Origin of the sequence: Flavobacterium chungangensis, assembly GCF_042654045.1 — a bacterium.
GTDB lineage: Bacteria > Bacteroidota > Bacteroidia > Flavobacteriales > Flavobacteriaceae > Flavobacterium > Flavobacterium chungangensis.
In genome coordinates this window covers 192,846-211,249 of record NZ_JBHSFY010000012.1, presented here as the reverse complement: position 1 = coordinate 211,249, position 18,404 = coordinate 192,846, and the positions used below count along the sequence as shown (strand labels likewise).

Annotated in this window: 14 protein-coding genes and 1 rRNA gene; 10 read left to right on the top strand and 5 right to left on the bottom strand. The window is 34.1% G+C overall.

Features of this window, described 5'->3' with window-relative positions; genetic code table 11:
- The 3 genes from ACFO3N_RS18485 to ACFO3N_RS18475 form a co-directional block, all read right to left on the bottom strand.
- Positions 1–112, bottom strand: a 16S ribosomal RNA gene (locus ACFO3N_RS18485); the annotation flags it as partial.
- 657 nt (positions 113–769) lie between these two features.
- A complete protein-coding gene (locus ACFO3N_RS18480; protein ID WP_379800207.1) occupies positions 770–1,426 on the bottom strand; it encodes an outer membrane beta-barrel protein in 657 nt (218 codons plus the stop codon).
- 427 nt (positions 1,427–1,853) lie between these two features.
- On the bottom strand, positions 1,854–3,290 hold the full coding sequence (locus tag ACFO3N_RS18475) for a DUF3108 domain-containing protein (protein WP_379800204.1): 1,437 nt from the start codon (positions 3,288–3,290) through the stop codon (positions 1,854–1,856).
- Positions 3,291–3,426: 136 nt separating this feature from the next.
- Between ACFO3N_RS18475 and ACFO3N_RS18470 the strand changes: the two genes are divergently transcribed.
- On the top strand, positions 3,427–4,833 hold the full coding sequence (locus tag ACFO3N_RS18470) for an alkaline phosphatase (protein WP_379800202.1): 1,407 nt from the start codon (positions 3,427–3,429) through the stop codon (positions 4,831–4,833).
- A gap of 259 nt (positions 4,834–5,092) precedes the next feature.
- On the opposite strand, the gene ACFO3N_RS18465 is transcribed toward ACFO3N_RS18470, so the two are convergent.
- Positions 5,093–5,734 carry a hypothetical protein gene (locus tag ACFO3N_RS18465; protein ID WP_379800200.1) on the bottom strand — a complete coding sequence of 214 codons (642 nt, stop codon included), beginning with the start codon at positions 5,732–5,734 and terminating at the stop codon, positions 5,093–5,095.
- A 307-nt stretch (positions 5,735–6,041) separates the two neighbouring features.
- On the opposite strand from ACFO3N_RS18465, the gene ACFO3N_RS18460 reads away from it, so the two are divergent.
- Entirely contained in the window at positions 6,042–7,328 is a 1,287-nt protein-coding gene (locus ACFO3N_RS18460; RefSeq protein WP_379800198.1) for a hypothetical protein, read from the top strand.
- A 187-nt stretch (positions 7,329–7,515) separates the two neighbouring features.
- Entirely contained in the window at positions 7,516–8,121 is a 606-nt protein-coding gene (locus ACFO3N_RS18455) for an NAD(P)-binding domain-containing protein (RefSeq protein ID WP_379800196.1), read from the top strand.
- Positions 8,122–8,165: 44 nt separating this feature from the next.
- On the opposite strand, the gene ACFO3N_RS18450 is transcribed toward ACFO3N_RS18455, so the two are convergent.
- Positions 8,166–11,423 (bottom strand): AsmA family protein, encoded by a 3,258-nt coding sequence (locus tag ACFO3N_RS18450; protein ID WP_379800194.1) that lies wholly within the window; start codon positions 11,421–11,423, stop codon positions 8,166–8,168.
- Positions 11,424–11,709: 286 nt separating this feature from the next.
- On the opposite strand from ACFO3N_RS18450, the gene ACFO3N_RS18445 reads away from it, so the two are divergent.
- From ACFO3N_RS18445 to ACFO3N_RS18415, 7 genes are all read left to right on the top strand, one after another.
- Positions 11,710–12,183: a Dps family protein gene (locus ACFO3N_RS18445; RefSeq protein ID WP_250836272.1), complete on the top strand. Its 474-nt coding sequence runs from the start codon at positions 11,710–11,712 to the stop codon at positions 12,181–12,183.
- Positions 12,184–12,229: 46 nt separating this feature from the next.
- Entirely contained in the window at positions 12,230–12,925 is a 696-nt protein-coding gene (locus ACFO3N_RS18440) for a LytR/AlgR family response regulator transcription factor (RefSeq protein ID WP_111289323.1), read from the top strand.
- A 78-nt stretch (positions 12,926–13,003) separates the two neighbouring features.
- Positions 13,004–15,211, top strand: coding sequence for an ATP-binding protein (locus tag ACFO3N_RS18435; protein WP_379800191.1), 2,208 nt, complete (start codon positions 13,004–13,006; stop codon positions 15,209–15,211).
- A gap of 421 nt (positions 15,212–15,632) precedes the next feature.
- Positions 15,633–16,190, top strand: a complete 558-nt coding sequence (locus ACFO3N_RS18430; RefSeq protein ID WP_111289319.1) for a hypothetical protein — start codon at positions 15,633–15,635, stop codon at positions 16,188–16,190.
- A gap of 50 nt (positions 16,191–16,240) precedes the next feature.
- Positions 16,241–16,672, top strand: coding sequence for a lipocalin-like domain-containing protein (locus tag ACFO3N_RS18425; RefSeq protein ID WP_379800189.1), 432 nt, complete (start codon positions 16,241–16,243; stop codon positions 16,670–16,672).
- Positions 16,673–16,683: 11 nt separating this feature from the next.
- On the top strand, positions 16,684–17,652 hold the full coding sequence (locus ACFO3N_RS18420) for an NAD(P)H-quinone oxidoreductase (RefSeq protein ID WP_379800187.1): 969 nt from the start codon (positions 16,684–16,686) through the stop codon (positions 17,650–17,652).
- A gap of 45 nt (positions 17,653–17,697) precedes the next feature.
- Entirely contained in the window at positions 17,698–18,249 is a 552-nt protein-coding gene (locus ACFO3N_RS18415; protein ID WP_379800185.1) for a putative antibiotic biosynthesis monooxygenase, read from the top strand.
- Positions 18,250–18,404: the final 155 nt, after the last annotated feature.

Here is an 18,404-nt window from a genome sequence, read left to right as displayed (position 1 = left end):
CGTTACGCACCCGTGCGCCGGTCTCAAGGCCCGAAAGCCTCTACCCCTCGACTTGCATGTGTTAAGCCTGCCGCTAGCGTTCATCCTGAGCCAGGATCAAACTCTTCATCGTATATTTTAATATTATTATTCGATGCTCTTTCTATCGGTTCTTTTCGAATCTTCCGACTCTACTGCTCTTATTCTTTTTGTTTTAAGATCTCTCTTAAAACGGCTGTCAATTCAATATGCCTACGAACGTGTCTTCTTTTGTTTTCGCCTGTATCTCAAAGCGGGTGCAAAACTAAAACTTCTTTTTGTTTCCTGCAAGAAAAATTTAAAGTTTTTTTTTTGAGATTTTTTCAATCCCGTTTTCTTTAATTTCTCTTCCAATCTCCCAATGAACTTTCCGTGTTGCGGGGTGCAAAAGTAGAACCTTTATTTAGATTTCCAAGCATTCTGAATGAGTTTTTTTTCTAACTTTTTTCTATATTTTTCCTAACTAACTGATAACACAATATTTAAATTTAAAAATTTCTTTACAAAAATAAAGTTTTTTCTTACTTTAAAGCTTTTTAAGCAAATATAGAACCTGATAAAATCCGTTTTTATCAAATATACAGCTTGGAAAAAGCTATTTTCTTTGTCTTTACAGAAAAGACTTTCCTGCAACTACTATAAATTCATTATTAAATCACTTGAATATGTCGCACCAGCAACACTTAACTAATATAAATAAAAAAGCTTGAGAAATTCTCAAGCTGTTTTAAACAATTTAGTGAAGCAATTACTATTTGCTGAAATCGTAACTAAGTACGGCGCCAAGTCCAAATTGAAATGTTGAAGCATAATCAGTAACTGCTACTGGCCCCCAATAGTAGTCCCAGTAATAATCATATCCTACGGCAGCCGACATTGATTGCAGATATGCATTTAGATTAATTGATAATGGTGAATTCGTTTTTACTTTTACACCAGCCTTAATTTCCCATGCAAAATAAGTTCCGTTACCGCTCTTTGGCGTTTCTAAAATAGCAACTCCTAAACCTGCTCCTAGAAACGGAAGGGCCTTTTGGGAGCTTGAGCCAAAATAATACGTATAATCAGCTAATATATAATTGATGGCACCTTTATCATCTCCAGCATTAAGCTGAGTTCCTGCAGGAATAGTGTTAGCCCCATTAATTATAGCAACCTTTGTGTACAAAGGCATATTTGTATCAAGTCTGTTATACTTTAATTCTACTGAAGCATTATCCATTATAAAATATTCCAAACCTATACCATATTCAAAACCATCTTCTACTTTTGCGTAAGAGGAATCAAAGTCTACCCTATCAGAAAAGGTATACCCTCCATACAAATTAAGCAAAAATGACTGGGCGCTTTGTGCTGACATTCCCAGCGAAAAGAAAAAAACGACAACTAACAAATGATACTTTTTCATAATTTCAAGATTTAATTTATAATTATTGTTTGCATGGCGGCTACATTCGGGGATTTTTCATGATGTAGCACTTATAATCTTCTTAATCTATTAAGTCGTCTCAAAGTTATCTTACAAAAACATTTTAACATAATAAAACAAGTTTTATCATGTTGCAAATTATAAAATGAAACCATTTTTTTTAACTCACTTTTCCTAAACTAGGACTCAACCGTTGCCACAAAGCATATGCATTCTATAATTAATCGAATAATATTCTGCTTACCTTACTTTGTAAACAAGATATGTATTCATAAAAAAAAGAAACAGATTATAGCACAACTACAATCTGTTTCTTTTTTTTTAATCTTTCCTCAATTCTATCTATTCATATATAATAGAAAATCTTTTCAGCTGGAATTCCTTACCTTACTGCTTAGCTATTCAATTAAATCTCTTTCAAGTTCACCTCTTTTTTATCGCCATCCTTATCTATAGTCACCCTTTTCTCAATATTGGCTTTATCAGAATAAGATTGTTTTGCTGTACCATAATTTGTTGAAGAACCTTGATATCCATAATAATTATAGTAGTTTGTATATCCAGATACGTATGAATAATTGTAGGAGTTAGTAAAGTCAAAGCTAACCATAACAATATAAGTCCCTGGCATTAAATCCATAAACTCGAAATGTCCTTGATCGTCATAAACTTTAGTTTTTTTGATAGAATACCCAAAATCACTATTCAAAGGCACTTCTGGCATCTTATTTTGTTTGCGAATTTTCTTGTTGACCTCTACCCATTCCTCATAATAAGCTGAACTTGGAAAAAGTGTAATTTCTGTACCTCTTGGTGCATATTGCTTCTTAGCCGTATTCACCAATCCGCCCAATCTTTTACCTGAGTCAGATCTGGCATAGGCTGTCCCAATTATAACACTATTACCATTGGAGATTTGCTTTGCAACTTCTTCCTTGTTAAACTTGTTTTTAATAGGCTGATAATCCAACTCTTCGTTAACTGTAATTTCCCACATTCCGTTAGCCATAGACATTTCGCGTTGCCATAGGCGATGATCTTTTTTATCGATGGCATAATTATAAGTAGCGTTAGTGCTCTCTTCCAAAACTGAAACAAGCCATGTCTCGTGCTTACCTGTTCTCGGAGAATTGTAAACAAAACTCTTTACTTCTTTAATAGTATAATATTCAACAAGCACATCTGACCCATCATTATAATAAAACTGCGGAAAACGTGCTTTATACCCCACATCTAATGGTAAAGTCGTAATTAAATGATCAGACCAATTGAAGTCAAAATATTCTTCTTTAGGCTGAAGCTTTAACTTTTTGTCTTTTTTAGTTTTCTTAGAATAGTAATTACCCGTAATGATTTCAGCAAAGTTCAGGTTTAATTTTGCATTCTTAGTCTCATCTGCATAACTTATAGCTCTCAGCGTTTGCGCATCTGCTGTACTAATACGCGTTGTAGGAGCTCCGTTGTCTTTTGGGGCAAAAGTATTATTCAACGTCAATTGGTTATTATTCAAAGTAATGTCATAAGTCAATGCTCCCATATTCTTCCACTCTGTGCCTTTAACATAATAAACAGTGTAGAGTGATTTTTCTGGCTTAATATACTTTGTATTGATGTCCTTACCGCCAGGAACAAGTGCTTTTTGTCCGACTGCCATAAATGGAAGCAGAAACAGTACATAAAAAAGCTGTTTTAACAAACTGGATTTCTCATTTTTAAAAAAAACACCTTTTTTTGATGTAATACTATTTGGAATATTGGCTTTCATTGTGATTATTTTGATTGGGAACAAATTTACAGACATCATATACAAAATAAAATACCTGATTTCATGGTAATTTTCCATAGGAAGCACATTTAATTTTACTCTAATATCTAATTCTTATAATATCTTCAGATCAAAACAAAACAATAATTTAACGCAACATTATTGCATTAAATTTTAAAATGTCTTTATTTTACCTTTTACTAAATTTATCTTAATGAACAGACGCAGATTTTTAAAAGGCTCCTCAGCACTAGCAGGGCTATTCACCCTTGGCCCTTCCGTTATCTTAGCAAATGACGTGGAGACCATCAGTAAGAAAGCAAAAAAAGCAAAGAACATCATTTTCCTGATCAGCGACGGAATGAGCTGTGGAACACTTCAGATGGCAGATCTCTACTCTCAACATATTTTAGGTAAAAATACAGAGTGGATCAATCTTTATAAAGAGAATAAAGTCTCAAGAGCCTTAATGGACACAGCCTCTGCCAGTTCTCCAGTTACAGATTCTGCGGCGGCGAGCTCTTCTTTTGGAAGCGGGCATCGTGTGAAAAATGGTGTGTTGAATATTGGTCTAAATGGCGAAAAATATCTTCCGATCTGGCAAAAGTTTAAAAATGCAGGAAAAAAAACGGGTTGCGTCACTACGGTTACCATTACCCATGCCACTCCAGCAGGGTTCTGTGTGAACTCGGATAGCAGAAATGCCGAAAATGAAATTGCCGAAATGTATGCCGAACTTGGATTTGATGTTATGATGGGGGGAGGCGACGAATTCTTCAATCCATCAAAAAGAAAAGACAAAAAAGATATCTATAAAATCTATGAAAAAAAAGGCTATCAGGTACTAAAAGAAAAATCGGATCTAGAAAACATTAAAAAAGGAGGGAAAACTTTAGGTATTTTCGCCAATGGAGCTCTTCCCTACACGATCGATCAAAACAATATACCAGAATTGCAAAAAACACCTACACTTGCTCAAATGAGTGCTGCAGCAATTGACCAGATGAAAGACCATAAAAATGGTTTTGTATTACTGATTGAAGGAGGAAAAGTAGATTGGGCTGCGCACGCCAATGATATTGCTGCGCTGATTCATGACCAGCTCGCTTTTGACGAGGCGGTTAAAACAGCTATAGATTTTGCCGAAAAAGACAAAGAAACCCTTGTAATCATTACAACCGATCACGGAAATGCAAATCCGGGACTTATCTATGGCGCTAATGCAAAAGAAAACTTTGACAGCATTGCAGACTATAAATACACCAACGAGTACATTTTAAATTCTATTCATGCCGATTTCAATCTGCAGCAGATTAAGGATTGGGTTAAAGAAACCAATAAAATTAGCTTGACAGATGATGAAGCGAAGCATTTAAAGGATTTCTATTCTGGCCTCGAAAAGCAGGAAGATGGTCTGTATAATTATAAAAAGTTACCTTTTAAAGCCTATTCAGAAATTCAGAAAAAGCATAATAATGTAGGATGGATTAGTATGGACCATTCTGGAGATTACGTTGAACTGGCCATGTACGGTCCTGGAAGCGAACTATTGAAGCCTTTTGTACAGAATAAAGATCTTCATTATCTAATGCTTCAAGCTTCTATTGAAAAAGAATCTTAAATAGAAAAATCAAAGTATTGTTTGATACAAACTTTATTAACGAAAGAATATAAAAAACAAAAGCTTCATAGAAATTTGAAGCTTTTTGTAACTTTTGTAATGATCAATTTTATTTTTTTTCTGTAAAAGGATTTGCCAATGCCTGTTCCTTAGAAACATTAAATTCTCATTTACAACTTCCATTTAAATTTTGTTTAACGTTACAATCTTATATAAATGCAGGCAAAGATTACTTTTGAATCTTTATCTTTCAAATGTTTTATAGTTTTAAAACGTCACCTATTACTTTAACAAACCCATGTTCTTCAAAACTATTCCAAAGAATTGGTACTGTCAGGCTGTATTCTTTCCCCTTTGCCCATATAAGTCTGTATCCGCTGTCTTCCATATAAATACAACCATAATCTGCTTCTGTAGCTCTGCAAAACTCTTTAAAGTATTTGTCAATTGATTTTGATTTAGCAAAAAGACGACTCATGCTACTAGTAACAGCCCAAAATTGAAGTTCGATACAATCCTCTATTTTTGAAGAATAGTCATTAATGTAAATTTCAACATTACCTATCCACCATTTCCCCTCTGCGCCTTTGTAAAAATTAATAAAGTCAGATTCATCAGCAGAATCGGGTATATAATTTTGAGTCAAATCATACAGATAATACTCTATTATCGTATCATCTTCTTCTACTAAAATACAGGTATCGACCCTCTCATTTATTCCTAAGTTTTCAAGTAATGTTTTGGATATTTCTCCATTAGCATAGCGGTCAATTTTGTACAGCTGATTGTTGCTTATTTCAAATGATGCTCTCTCTTTTTCTGAATGCTCATAAATGAATTGTAAAGCTCTATTAAGCCTTTCTTTCTTGATGTATATTCTATAGTCGTAATCTAGTCCCATTTTTATAATTCGAATAAAATCAAATGTATTGCTTTTAACTTAAAAAAAATCAAACTTTAATTAATATTGAAGGATGAAAGACCTTACGTACATTAAGCTTAGCTTCAACAAATGTTAAATATTAGTAAAGCCCTGCAAAGTCTGATCTTTTTGCTTATTTTTGTTAGAAGGTCTTCAGAAAAAAGATTTAAAATTTCCTTGTAGTCGCTGATCAGATATTTATCTCCAGCTATCACAAAAGCAAGAAAACTTTATAATCAATTTTAAAAGAGCCAAAAAAAATACCATTACAAATAGCCCCAAGACTATGAAAAAAATTACTCTAATGATCTGTCTGCTACTTGCCGCAGGCGTTAACGCACAGCAGGAAAAGGGAATTATCGGATATGCGAACTGGCTGGACAACTGGACAGAATTCAAACCGCAGAAAACGGAGTCTAAAGATGCCAACCAAATACTGGCTGGAAATATCACACAGAACACCAAACTGATGAAAAAAAACGTGTACATTCTTCAAGGAAATGTGTATGTAACAAATAACGCCGTTCTGACTATTGATCCAGGTACGGTAATTATTGGTGATGCTGCAAGCAAAGGAACTCTTATTATAACAAAAGGAGCCAAAATTATTGCAGAGGGACAGGAAACTGATCCTATCATCTTCACTTCAAACGCTAGCATGAAAAAAGCGGGCGACTGGGGTGGTGTTGTAGTCTTAGGAGAGGCACCTATCAATAAATTTGGTGGCGCTGGATCTTATACCATGGATCTTGACCCTTCTCTTACTGCATATGGAGGAGACAATGCAGCTAGCAGCTCTGGAGTATTAAAATTTATTCGTATTGAATTTGCAGGCCGAAAAGTAAAAGGAGCAGATAGTTTTAATGGACTAACTGTTGCAGGAGCTGGAAATAAAACGGTTTTAGAGAATATTATGGTGAGCTTCTCAGGAGGCGATTCATTTGCTTTTTATGGAGGAGATCTTAATGCTTCTCAATTGGTTTCATATAAATCTATAAACGATGATTTTAAAATGACGCAAGGAACGCAATGTCGTCTTTATAATTCATTGGCAGTTAGATCTTCTTATTTGTCAAGTAACAGAGATGGTTCTAGATGTTTGGAAGTGAAAGCCTATGAAAAGAAAAGCGAAACAGACTTTACAAGAAAATCTACTTTCGTTTCTGCATCAAACCTTACTCTTATAAATGATAGTGAAAATATCAAAGCTGACGTTCAGGCTGGTCTTATAAAAGAAGCTGTTTACGTAGCTGACAACGCTGCTCTAGAGCTTAAAAGAAGTGTAATTTCTGGTTTTAATCCAGCGGTTTTACTAGATAGCCAGACAATAGTAAATGGTGAGAACTTAAAGAAAATCAAAATTGAAGAAATGTTTTTCAACCAGTGTACAGGTAATATCTTTACAGAAAATAAAGCCGACAATTCTGATTTAGAAAACTGGTATGGCAATACTATATTTTCAAATGTGTACTCACAAACTGATAATAAAGAAACTTTTGTTGACATTTATAATGCAAAAAGACCTGACTTTAGACTTCAGCTAGGAAAAATTACTGCATCAAGTGGCAAATAATTTTTTTTTAAAATATTAGAAATTTAAAAGGAAACATCTATCAAGCTGTTTCCTTTTTTTTTGCACCTAAAACTTCCATTGCTTACAAAAATTTTAAAAACAGGTAGAAATACTGTACTGTAAATCAAATTCTTGTAATAACTTTAGTATATATTCTCAATAGAAGCAATACTAAAAAGATAAAAGTATGAAAATAGGAATTATTGGCATTGGAAGTCTTACACTAGAACTGGCACAGAGAGCCTCATTTGCAGGTTATGAAATTCTTATTCATCATCCTCGCGGTAACTCCTTCATACAGCAAACGACCGAAAGCATAAGAAATGCTAAGCTGGTTTCACTTCAGGAAGCTGCTATGGGAGATGTGATCATACTTTTTGTTCCGAGAGAAGATCTCGAGAAAACTATTGGAATGTTGCCGGACATGACGGGCAAAATCATTGTTCATACCAGCGGGCTGATTTTTAATCCAAAACTTCTCGTATCAAGCATTACTAGCGCCCTTACTTTTCAGATTACAGCTTCACTGCTGCCTAAGGCTTATGTGGTAAAGCTTTTTAGTCCAGTAATGTTACAGCCTCAAAAAACGTCGCTCGTAACCAAAAGCAAAGATGAAATCTATTTTGCAGGCGACCATATACCTTCAAAAAATACTGTCAAAACTTTTTTAAAAGACCTCGGGTTTGATCCTTTTGACCTTTCTTCAAGATTAAAATCTCAAAAAACTGTCCTCCTTCACAAAAAGAACAGTTTATTGAATGTCTGGTATCAGCATCATTACAAATCAAATTGATTTTTGCCTTGAAGATTTATAAGGTGAAATGAATACTTATTGTCTTAAGGATTTTCAGCATTTGAATGTGATGTATTCAAAGAATCTTTCTCTCTAGGTCTGCGGCGTTCTGGACGCAAATTTTTCAGTTCACTCTCTTCTGCAAAAGTTGCGTCTTCTTTAAACTTACCGGTCGAAATTTCGAAATCATCTGCCGTTCCAGTAATTTTCATCGGAATATTTATAAGTCCCATTGGAGGCAACCCTACACGAAATCCGACATTTATTTTACCATCCATAGTCACTTGCCCTTCTAGCTTCGCCCTAAAACCAGCCATTTTCATGGTTGTTGGCGTTATCGTCATTACATTATTCTTTATGGCCGAATGAATGGCAATTTTATTAAAAGTTGCTTTCTCCAAGTCGGCAGCATCTGCTTTTTTGGCTACGTGGTTTAAAATCTTGAAATTTTTAAATTTAATATCCTCTAAGGTCAACGTTCCTTCCCCTTCAATAGATTTAAAGTCAATATCCATATTCTGATCGATACTTCCTCCTAACTGGTAATCAACCGATACCAAACCGTAAGCATCTTTAGCCATACTTACCAATTCGGCAAAAATCGGAATCTCGGCATAAGCACGTTGAATATCAAAATTGCTAGCTTTAAAATTCGCATTGTACTTCGCTAAACGGCGATGCTGGGCTTTATAATCACCAGTCATGGCTATTTTAGTTCCTGCCATATTAAAAGCGGCTTCTGTTACCTGAACTTTACGATCATTAACCACTAGAGTTCCAACAAAATCTTTAATCTTATAAGTATCAAATTGAAGATTATTGACTTTTGCTGCGATTTTTAAATCGGCGCTACTAGGAATTCTAATTACGTAGTTTTTATTCTTTGCATTGCTATTTTTAGGAACTGTATTTACAGGTATAGAATCTGTTTTTTGAGCTACTTCTTCTTCGGCTTTTTGGTCTGTATACTTTGCAATCATATCAAAAAACTCGTTTGCATCAATCTGATTGCTCGATAGATTAATATCTGCCTTGAGCTTTTCCTTAGACTCGCGTAGATATTTTCTATTAAAAACATACCTTAAAATATTATGGATGTATCCATTTAATACAATATCAGATTTACCATAAGTGACATTAAATTCTTCAAAGCGCATCTTATCTTTAAAAAACTTAAATGTTCCTTTAGAAATCTCAAAGGGTTCAGGAAACATGGTGCTCTTAATCACTAAATTTCGTGCTTCTAGCTTACCTCCGTTTTTAATATTGTCATAATTTTTCGCATCTATATCTTTTTTGGATCCTTTAGCAATAAGATTCGTCTGGATAACTCCTGAAATGCTCAAATCTTTAATGGGGAATATCTGAGTTAATTTACCAACATCCAATGTTCCCTGAGTTTTTATGTTGTAAACCAAATCGTAAAGATTACTAACCTCCCCCTGCACTTTAAAAGGAGATCCTGCTAAAACAAATTCCGCTTGCTGTAGTTTTACATCTAAATCTTCTCCGGTACCTCTATCACTTGAGACCGTAGCATTTAGATTTATATTTTCAACTGGCATATTAGGGAATTTGAGTGATTTCAAATATCCATTCTTAATACTTGCCACTGCTTTTGAGGATGGATATATTTTCTGTTTGCGGTTTAAAATTCCATGCATGCTTACTTTTAAATTTAAATCTCCTTTAACTTCTAAACTATCTAGAGGATAAAATTTGTGCACTTCTGCCAGATTAATTTTAGATTCCAATTCGGTATCTACAGTAAAAGGATATAACTTATGAAGTTCAAAGCGTCCTCGAACAAAATTGCCAAGAGCTTCAGCATTTAAATTCTCTATTTTAGCCGAAACGTTTCTTAAAATACTGTCTTTTGCAGTCACCGTTAGATTTAGGTGAATATTTTTTACTGCATCTTTTTTCTTTATGTTTTGAAGATATCCATTTTTTAGACTAAGATTCAGCTGAAATTTAGGAATGCTTTTAATGATCGTATCTACTTTATTTAAACGCGGACTAAAACCTAAATCTCTTAAAAAAATACCGTCGGCTTTTAAATCCCAGGCAATATCTCCACGAATATCATTCTGGTTAAGATTCAAGGCCTCTTTTAATTTTGCCAAATCTAAATCGGCTTTTACAGCCGTTTTAATTTTTAGATTTTTAAAACCTTCAGAATGGAAATTAACTGTCGTTTTCTTGTTATCCAGATTAAATGACAGATTATCTAAATCAAACTTTAATTTATTAATGTCTAAGTCTTTAACCTGTGCTTTGGCTGATATATTGATATCTTTTACTGGATCTTTTATTCTTTTATAAGCAATTGTTCCGTTATTAATTTGTAAATCAGCAGAAACAATTGGCTTTTCTGAAAGGTCTTGCATATACCTTCCGCGCGCAAAAATCCTAAAATCAATATTACCGCTTATGGTCATCTCTTCACGCCACTTATCATAAGCTGGAGGCACAAGGGAGAGCATTTCTTCTAACGTCGAGTTTTTCGACTGCATACGCAAATCAAAATCATATCCTCCTTTTATAAATGCAAAATGGCCATTAAATGAGAACGGAAAATTTTTAATGCGGATAACATTACGCTCAAATTTAAACTTAAGTGCTTTTGCGTCTATGTAAGTGATAATTTCAGCATTGACGGGTTTATTTCGAACATAATCGACACCGTTTAAGCTAAAATCGAATGATTTAATTTTTACATTAGAATCAAGATCAAATAAATCTGCACTTAAATCACCTTTGCCTTTATAGTTCAAATCCTGAACCTTAAATTTTAAAAGTGCGCTTCTGTCATTGTATGATATATTAGTTTGCTTTATAACTACCTTTTTAATATTGAATTCTGTCTTTGCTGTATCTACAGATTTAGAAGGTTTGACAATATTAAAATTGGCGTTTCCTTTAGAATCTATTTCAAGATTTAAATCTGCTTCATCAAGATATACGGCATCTAAAACAATCTTTCCCTTCAATAAACTGTAAAAATTCAGACCTGCCGACACTCTTCCTGCCTTTACAATACTTGCTGCTTCAAACTGTTTCTTTTTGCTTAGCACGCTGACATTTTTTGCATAAATGGTCAATGCCGGAAAATGTTTAAAAACGGAAAGTCCTATCTGATCAAAACGTACTTCGGCATCTAGTTTCTCATTGGCTATACTTTCTAATTTAGCCGTTATTTCATCTTTAAAAACATACGGAACAATTGTAAGCACAATTATTAAAAGTAGAAACAATGTAGCAATACTTATTGCCGTTTTCTTTAGGAACTTTTTAGTCATTTTTTGGGGTATCGTTTTAAGATTTTAAAAATATAGATTTAGCTGTCAAGAAAAAATCTTGATGGAGATATTAACTCAAAAATAACAATTAAAAATTTTATTGATTCCTCAGGCAGGCTTTTCAAAAGAACATTTTGTTAATTTAATTATACTCACAGAGCAAGTTCTAGATTTCAACGACTCATTTTGCCTGTTTACCTAAAATCATATGCTCCACAGGCATTTTCTGATGACCTTTACATTATAAAACAAAGCTGCAGAGCTTATAACTTAAAAACTTACGATTATGAAAGCAACCATTGGTATTACAGAAAAAAACACAAACGCTGTTTCTAACGAATTAGCAAAACTGTTAGCAGATGAATTTGTACTTTACACCAAAACCAGAAACGCACACTGGAATGTTACAGGCGATAATTTTCATGCGAATCACATCTTCTTTGAAAATCAATACAAACAACTAGATGAAATTATTGACAGCGTTGCTGAACGTATGCGTAAAATTGGCCACTACGCACCCGCAACCTTAAAATCTTATCTTGAATTGACACATCTTACAGAATACAGTGAAAGAACAAACGATGGTTTAGGTTTTATGAAAGATCTATTGCAAGACCATGAAAGCATCATTGAATTTATTCGTGGCAACATTACTCCTTTTGCTGATGATTACAAAGATTATGGTTCAAGCGATTTTATTACTGGTTTAATAGAAATTCATGAAGAAATGGCATGGATGATACGCTCTTACTTTAGATAAAATAACAAGGAATAAGTATATTTGTCTAAACCAAAAACCAAATACCATGAAAGCGTTAATTGTTGATGACAATGATATTGCAAGAACTACTTTATCTCATTTGGCGAAACAAATTCCGAATCTTACTGTTGTAAATGAATATTCTAACGCCATTGAAGCGTATCATCATTTACAGGAAAATCAGGTAGATTTAATTTTTTTGGATATTGAAATGCCCGAGATGACCGGAATTGAGCTGACAAAAAATCTCTCAGGTAAAGATATCATCATCATTTTTACATCTTCTAAAAAAGAATACGCGCTGGAGGCATTTGAATTGAATATTGCAGATTATATTCTAAAACCAGTTACTCCTGCCCGATTTTTACAGGCAGTAAGTAAAGCACAGTCTATCATTGAGAGCAGAAAAGAAAATATACAATTTGGTAAAGAAGAATTTTTATTCGTTAGAGATTCTAATATTACCAGACGATTAAAGCTAGATGATATTTTTTATGCTGAAGCAATGGGAGATTATGTAAAATTTTACACCAAAGAAAAAATGTTTGCCATTCACGGCAAAATGAAAACTGCAGAAGAACGTCTGCCAAAAGATGATTTCATTAGAGTACATCGTTCTTATATTGTTTCTATTGGTAAAATTGACACTTTACAAGACGGAGGCATTATGATTAACAAAAAATTTATTCCTGTTGCAGATGCTTACAGAAAAGCGCTTAACACTAGGATGAATGTATTCTAAATGTCTTTTTTCTGCTGCGTAAACTAGAATGCTATCTTATTGAATTAAGATCATACAATTTCATTTACACTTATTTATATGATAAATACGTCTACCGTAATGGGTAACAAACGCTTTAGTTATTTTATAATCAGCAGTTTTATTTTATGCAGTATATTATTGATTGCTGTACAAATTAATTCGGCTCAAAATACTAAAGAACTCATACGAAATAATAATACTCTTTTAAACGAATTGCGTTCCAGCAATCATTTAAGAGAAATTGACCGCGATATTTTGGGTGTCGAAAGCAGAATTCGAGCTTCGATCGCTACTAATGACACTACACATTTAGAAGGAATCGATCAAAAAATCAGACAGATTAGAAATTTTCTCGATTCGCTTTCTGTAGATAATGCCGATCCCGAAGAGGAAAGATTAATACAAAGACTCGGAGTTTTGGCTCAGGATAAAATGGTCACAAAAGGAAAACTCCTGCATCGTTTTGATTCTTTAGGAAATATGGATGATGATAGCTCTATTGCCAATCCTAGAGCCAGAATAATTTCCAATGAGATTACCGATATTACAGCAAAGATTTACCGTAAGCGCCAATTGCGCATGGTGGAGTTGCGAAATCTAAGTCTGGAAATGGGCCAAAGAGCAAAACTTTATGACATTTCACTATTAGTTTTACTAGTTTTGAGTGGTGCCGTTATAGGATATCATATTATGCGCCAATTTAGAAGACAACATTTTCTGATCAAAGAATTGGATATTGCAGAAAAAAAAGCATCGATCGCTGCTCAGACTAAAGAAAATTTTCTGGCTAATATGAGTCATGAAATCAGAACGCCGCTTAGCGGTATTTTAGGTTTTACCAATTTATTACAAAAAAGACCTTTGGATGAAACTTCCGCAGAATTTGTGAGTTCTATTCAGCGTTCCGGCGAAAATTTAATGACCATTATTAATGACATACTCGATTTATCTAAAATTGAGGCTGGAATGATGCGCATTACGCCTGGAATATTCAGCATCAACGGATTATTGGATTCGGTTGAAACGCTTTTTTCAGAACGTGTAAAAGAAAAAAAACTAACGATTTCCAGTAAAGTCGATAATTCGATTCCTGATACTTTAATTGGTGATGCCACCAGATTAACTCAAATATTGGTCAACCTCATTGGAAATGCCATAAAATTTACCCATCAAGGATCTGTAAGCATTGAGGTCTATAACAAACTCCAACATGAAGATAAAGTTATTGTGGGCTTTAAAATTACGGACACGGGAATTGGAATTGATAAAGAAAAGCTAAATGAAGTCTTTGAAAGATTCAATCAAGGTGAAGATTCTACCACTCGAAATTACGGTGGGACTGGCCTAGGATTATCAATAGTAAAAAAACTGATTTTATTGCAAAACGGTGATATTGCAGTAAAAAGTGAACAAGGAAAAGGAACAACCTTTAACTTCTATATTCCGTATGATATTGCTAAAGAACAGCTCAATTCTAAACCTATTGCCAATATTAACCACTTTAAAGATATCTCAAATACCGCTTTGAGAGTTTTAGTTGTAGATGACAACGCGATCAATCAAAGTTTAATGAAACATTTGCTTTCTCAATGGAATGTTGATTTTGAAATAGCTTCTAACGGTTTGGAAGCAGTAGAATATTTAAGCAAAAAAGATTGTGATCTGGTATTAATGGATTTACAGATGCCTCAAATGGATGGATATACGGCTGTGCAGCAAATTAGAGAAATCTTAAAACTAGATATTCCCATAATTGCCATGACGGCACATGCACTACCTGGCGAAAGAGAAAGATGTTTGAGCCGAGGAATGAACGAATACATTTCAAAACCTATAAAAGAGGAAGAACTTTTTAAACTGATTGCTGCTTTTGGACTGAAAGAATCAAATTCGGAAGAAACAAACGTTATACAATCTAATCCTGTTTTTCAACATATTGATCTTTCGTACATGCAATCGGTAAGCGGTGGTAATAAAGCGTTTGAACAAACTGTAACCAAGCAGTTTATTGATAATGTGCCACTACATTTGAAACAGCTTATCGTGGCTTATGAAAATCAAGATTTTAAGATGGTAAAACTTAGAGCACATGACTTACAATCAAGTGCTGCTATAATGGGATTATTGCCACTTTTAGAAGAAAAACTCGATATTCTTGAATTGGCTACAGAACAAAATGCAACTTTACAGCAGATTTTAAATGATGTCGAAAAGATTCTGAACTTGTCACTCTTAGAGGCTAAAGTTTTTTTAGAATCACTCTGAAATAAATAAGACAATAGCTCGTTCTACATTCAAGAAAAACCATCTTACTATATATTATTCAATTAAAAGACTGTCTGTAAAAGGCGGTCTTTTTTGTTTTTTTTCATTTTAAAATATAGCTGTATAAAATGCCCATTTAAATAATCATACATTAATGATTGCAGGCGTAATTATCGTTGTGTCCCAGTGGTTGAAACCACTGGCTATGTTTACCCATATTGAGATGATTTTTCGTTCCAATTTTAAAACATAGCCCGAGGTTTCAACCTCGGGAAACGTATTAAATACAGATCTATGATAACAACAAACGATTGATTTCGCTCTTTAAACGAGTGTTTTTGCCCATTCGATGAATAGTGGAATGCTACACGAATGTAAGGCGGTAAATTTACTTCAGTTAAACATTTAAAACCAAGAAATCATGGAAATCATCCAAACCAAAGAAAACGCATTATCACATTCAGCAGTAACTGCAGTTATTAATGCTCCAATTGAAAAAGTAAATATTGCAGACTGGCTTTTAAACCTTCCTGATGCAGAATACCAACGTTGCTCAACTCAGCATATTGGTGCAGGAATTACCAGCACCTATGAAGGCGAACCTATGTCTATTAATGTAGAAACAATTGGCGATGCTTTAATGGTGCAGCATTATGTGGCGACAGTTCATCGTCCAGATTATTGCCGTATGTTGTCTATTTCAGATTCTATTACTAAAAACGGACGTACTAAAGTTCAGGTTTTATGGGAACTTAAAGTAACCAAAATTGATGAAAATACTTGCCTTTACACCAACGAGATTCATGCAACTGCAACACCAGAAATGTTTGAATACTTAAAAGAACACGGAGTAGATCTAGCTGGCGCTGCTGCTTCAAGACAAGCTGCTTCTGATGCACACAATCATGAAGAAACTCCAAATTTTGCTAAAAGTATAGAAAACAAAGCGTTAACTGGCAAATACAATCAGCCTTTTTAATAGTATAGAAATCGAGCGCACCAATGTGCGCTCTTATTATTTTGAGTATTATGAAAAATAATTTGTTTGAAATACTAATCGGCTCTTGGACATTAGTTGAATTGATTGAAGTACCTTTAGGGGAAGGAAAAATTACAAATCCGATGGGAACCAAACCAAAAGGCATTATTATTTACAACAGTGACGGCTATATGTCAGCACAAATAATGAATACTGATTTTGAACATTCTGATACAAAAGACAGTCCTCCTTATCTCGCCTATTCTGGTCCCTTCAAAACTGATGATGAAAAACAAATAGTCAGCCATACTATGTCTGTTTCACTTTTTGAAAATTGGAGAAATGAAACACAAAGCAGAAAAGTTCTTTTTAAAGATGGATTGCTTCATTTAGAAACAGAGAAACCATTTATAAACAATTCACGTTGGGTTATTCATAAACTTACTTGGAAAAGAATGGAACAATCCAATAAAAACCACTAATCACAAACTACATGAAAGCAATAGTTATAACTCAATTTGGAGCTCCAGATGTACTGAAACTGCAGGAATATCCAACTCCAGAAATAAGTGGAGACAAAGTGTTAATAGAAGTTAAAGCAGCAGGTTTAAACCGCTCTGATATCTTCCAGCGTCAAGGCAATTATCCTGCACCAGCTGGAGTTTCATCTGAAATTCCAGGTTTGGAAGTTTCTGGAATTGTAGTCAAATGCGGACCAGATGTTACCGATTTAAAAATTGGTGATCAAGTCTGTGCTATTCTCGCTGGCAGTGGTTATGCAGAATATGTAAGTGTTCGGGAAGGTCAATGTCTGCCAATTCCAGCTGGACTGACTTTTGCTGAAGCAGCAAGTTTACCTGAAACAGTTTTTACAGTGTGGTCAAATGTTTTTCAGAGAGGAAACCTAAAATCTGGTGAAACTCTTTTGATTCACGGCGGTAACAGTGGCATTGGCATTACGGGAATTCAGATCGCTCATTCGCTAGGCATTCGTGTAATTGTAACAGTAGGAACTGATGAAAAAGGCCAAAAATGTCTCGATCTTGGCGCTGCATCTTATATCAATTACAAAACCCAAGATTTCGAAACCGTTTTGCAGGAAGAAGGAGTCGATGTCATCTTAGATATGATTGGCGGTAATTACTTAAGTAAAAATGTAAACATCCTAAAACCCGAAGGCAGATTAGTTCATATTAATGCCGTAAGCGGTAGCCATGTAGATCTTGATATTTGGAAAGTAATGATTAAACGTTTAACAATTACCGGAAGCACCTTAAGAAGCCGAGACTATGATTTTAAAAAACAGCTAGCAAAAGAAGTGCAGAAAAACGTTTGGCCATTAATCGACTCAAAACAATTCAAACCGATTATTTTTAAAACCTTTCCCTTTACCGAAGCTGCTGATGCGCATCGATTATTAGAAGATGGCAGTCATACGGGTAAAATTATTTTAGTTCGATAATTAGTCCGAATAAACCTTAAACCTCAACCAAAAATAAATAGTAATATGGAAAATCAAGGCGCATCTGTTGTTATTACGCACCATATTTTGGATGGAAAAGAACAGGAATATGAAAAATGGCTGGATGAAATTGTTCCCATTACCAAACACTCCAATGGTTTTATCGATTTGCAGATCGTACGGCCAATTCCGCATTTAACGTTTGTTTACACAGTTATTATCCGATTTGACACTATTGAAAACCTTAAATACTGGATGGAATCGGAAGACCGCAAAATGCTCATTAAAAAAGCGAATCCATTATTCAGAAAAAATGACAACTACCAGATAAAATCAGGTTTGGATTTTCTTTTTAATGCAGAAAACGAAGGAAATAAAGTTCCTGTTCGCTGGAAACAATTTCTTGTAACATGGTCTGCTATTTATCCATTATCACTTTTAATTCCTTTATTGGCACTCCCCTTTGTGAGATTTTTGAAAGTACCGTCCAATCATTATTTTGATGGATTAATAATTTCGGGCATCATAGTCTTTTTAATGGTATTTGTTGTAATGCCTAATTATACCAAACTGATCAAAAAATGGCTTTATAAATAATTAAAACTTCCCTCATTATAAAATCAAAAATCACTGTAGTTTGCAGTGATTTTTTTGTTTTAAACTCTAAAGAAACAAATCCTCTACAATCAGAAAGCTTCAAATTATTCCTAAAGTTTCTCTTACTAAATTCAACGACTCATTTTGCCCATTTA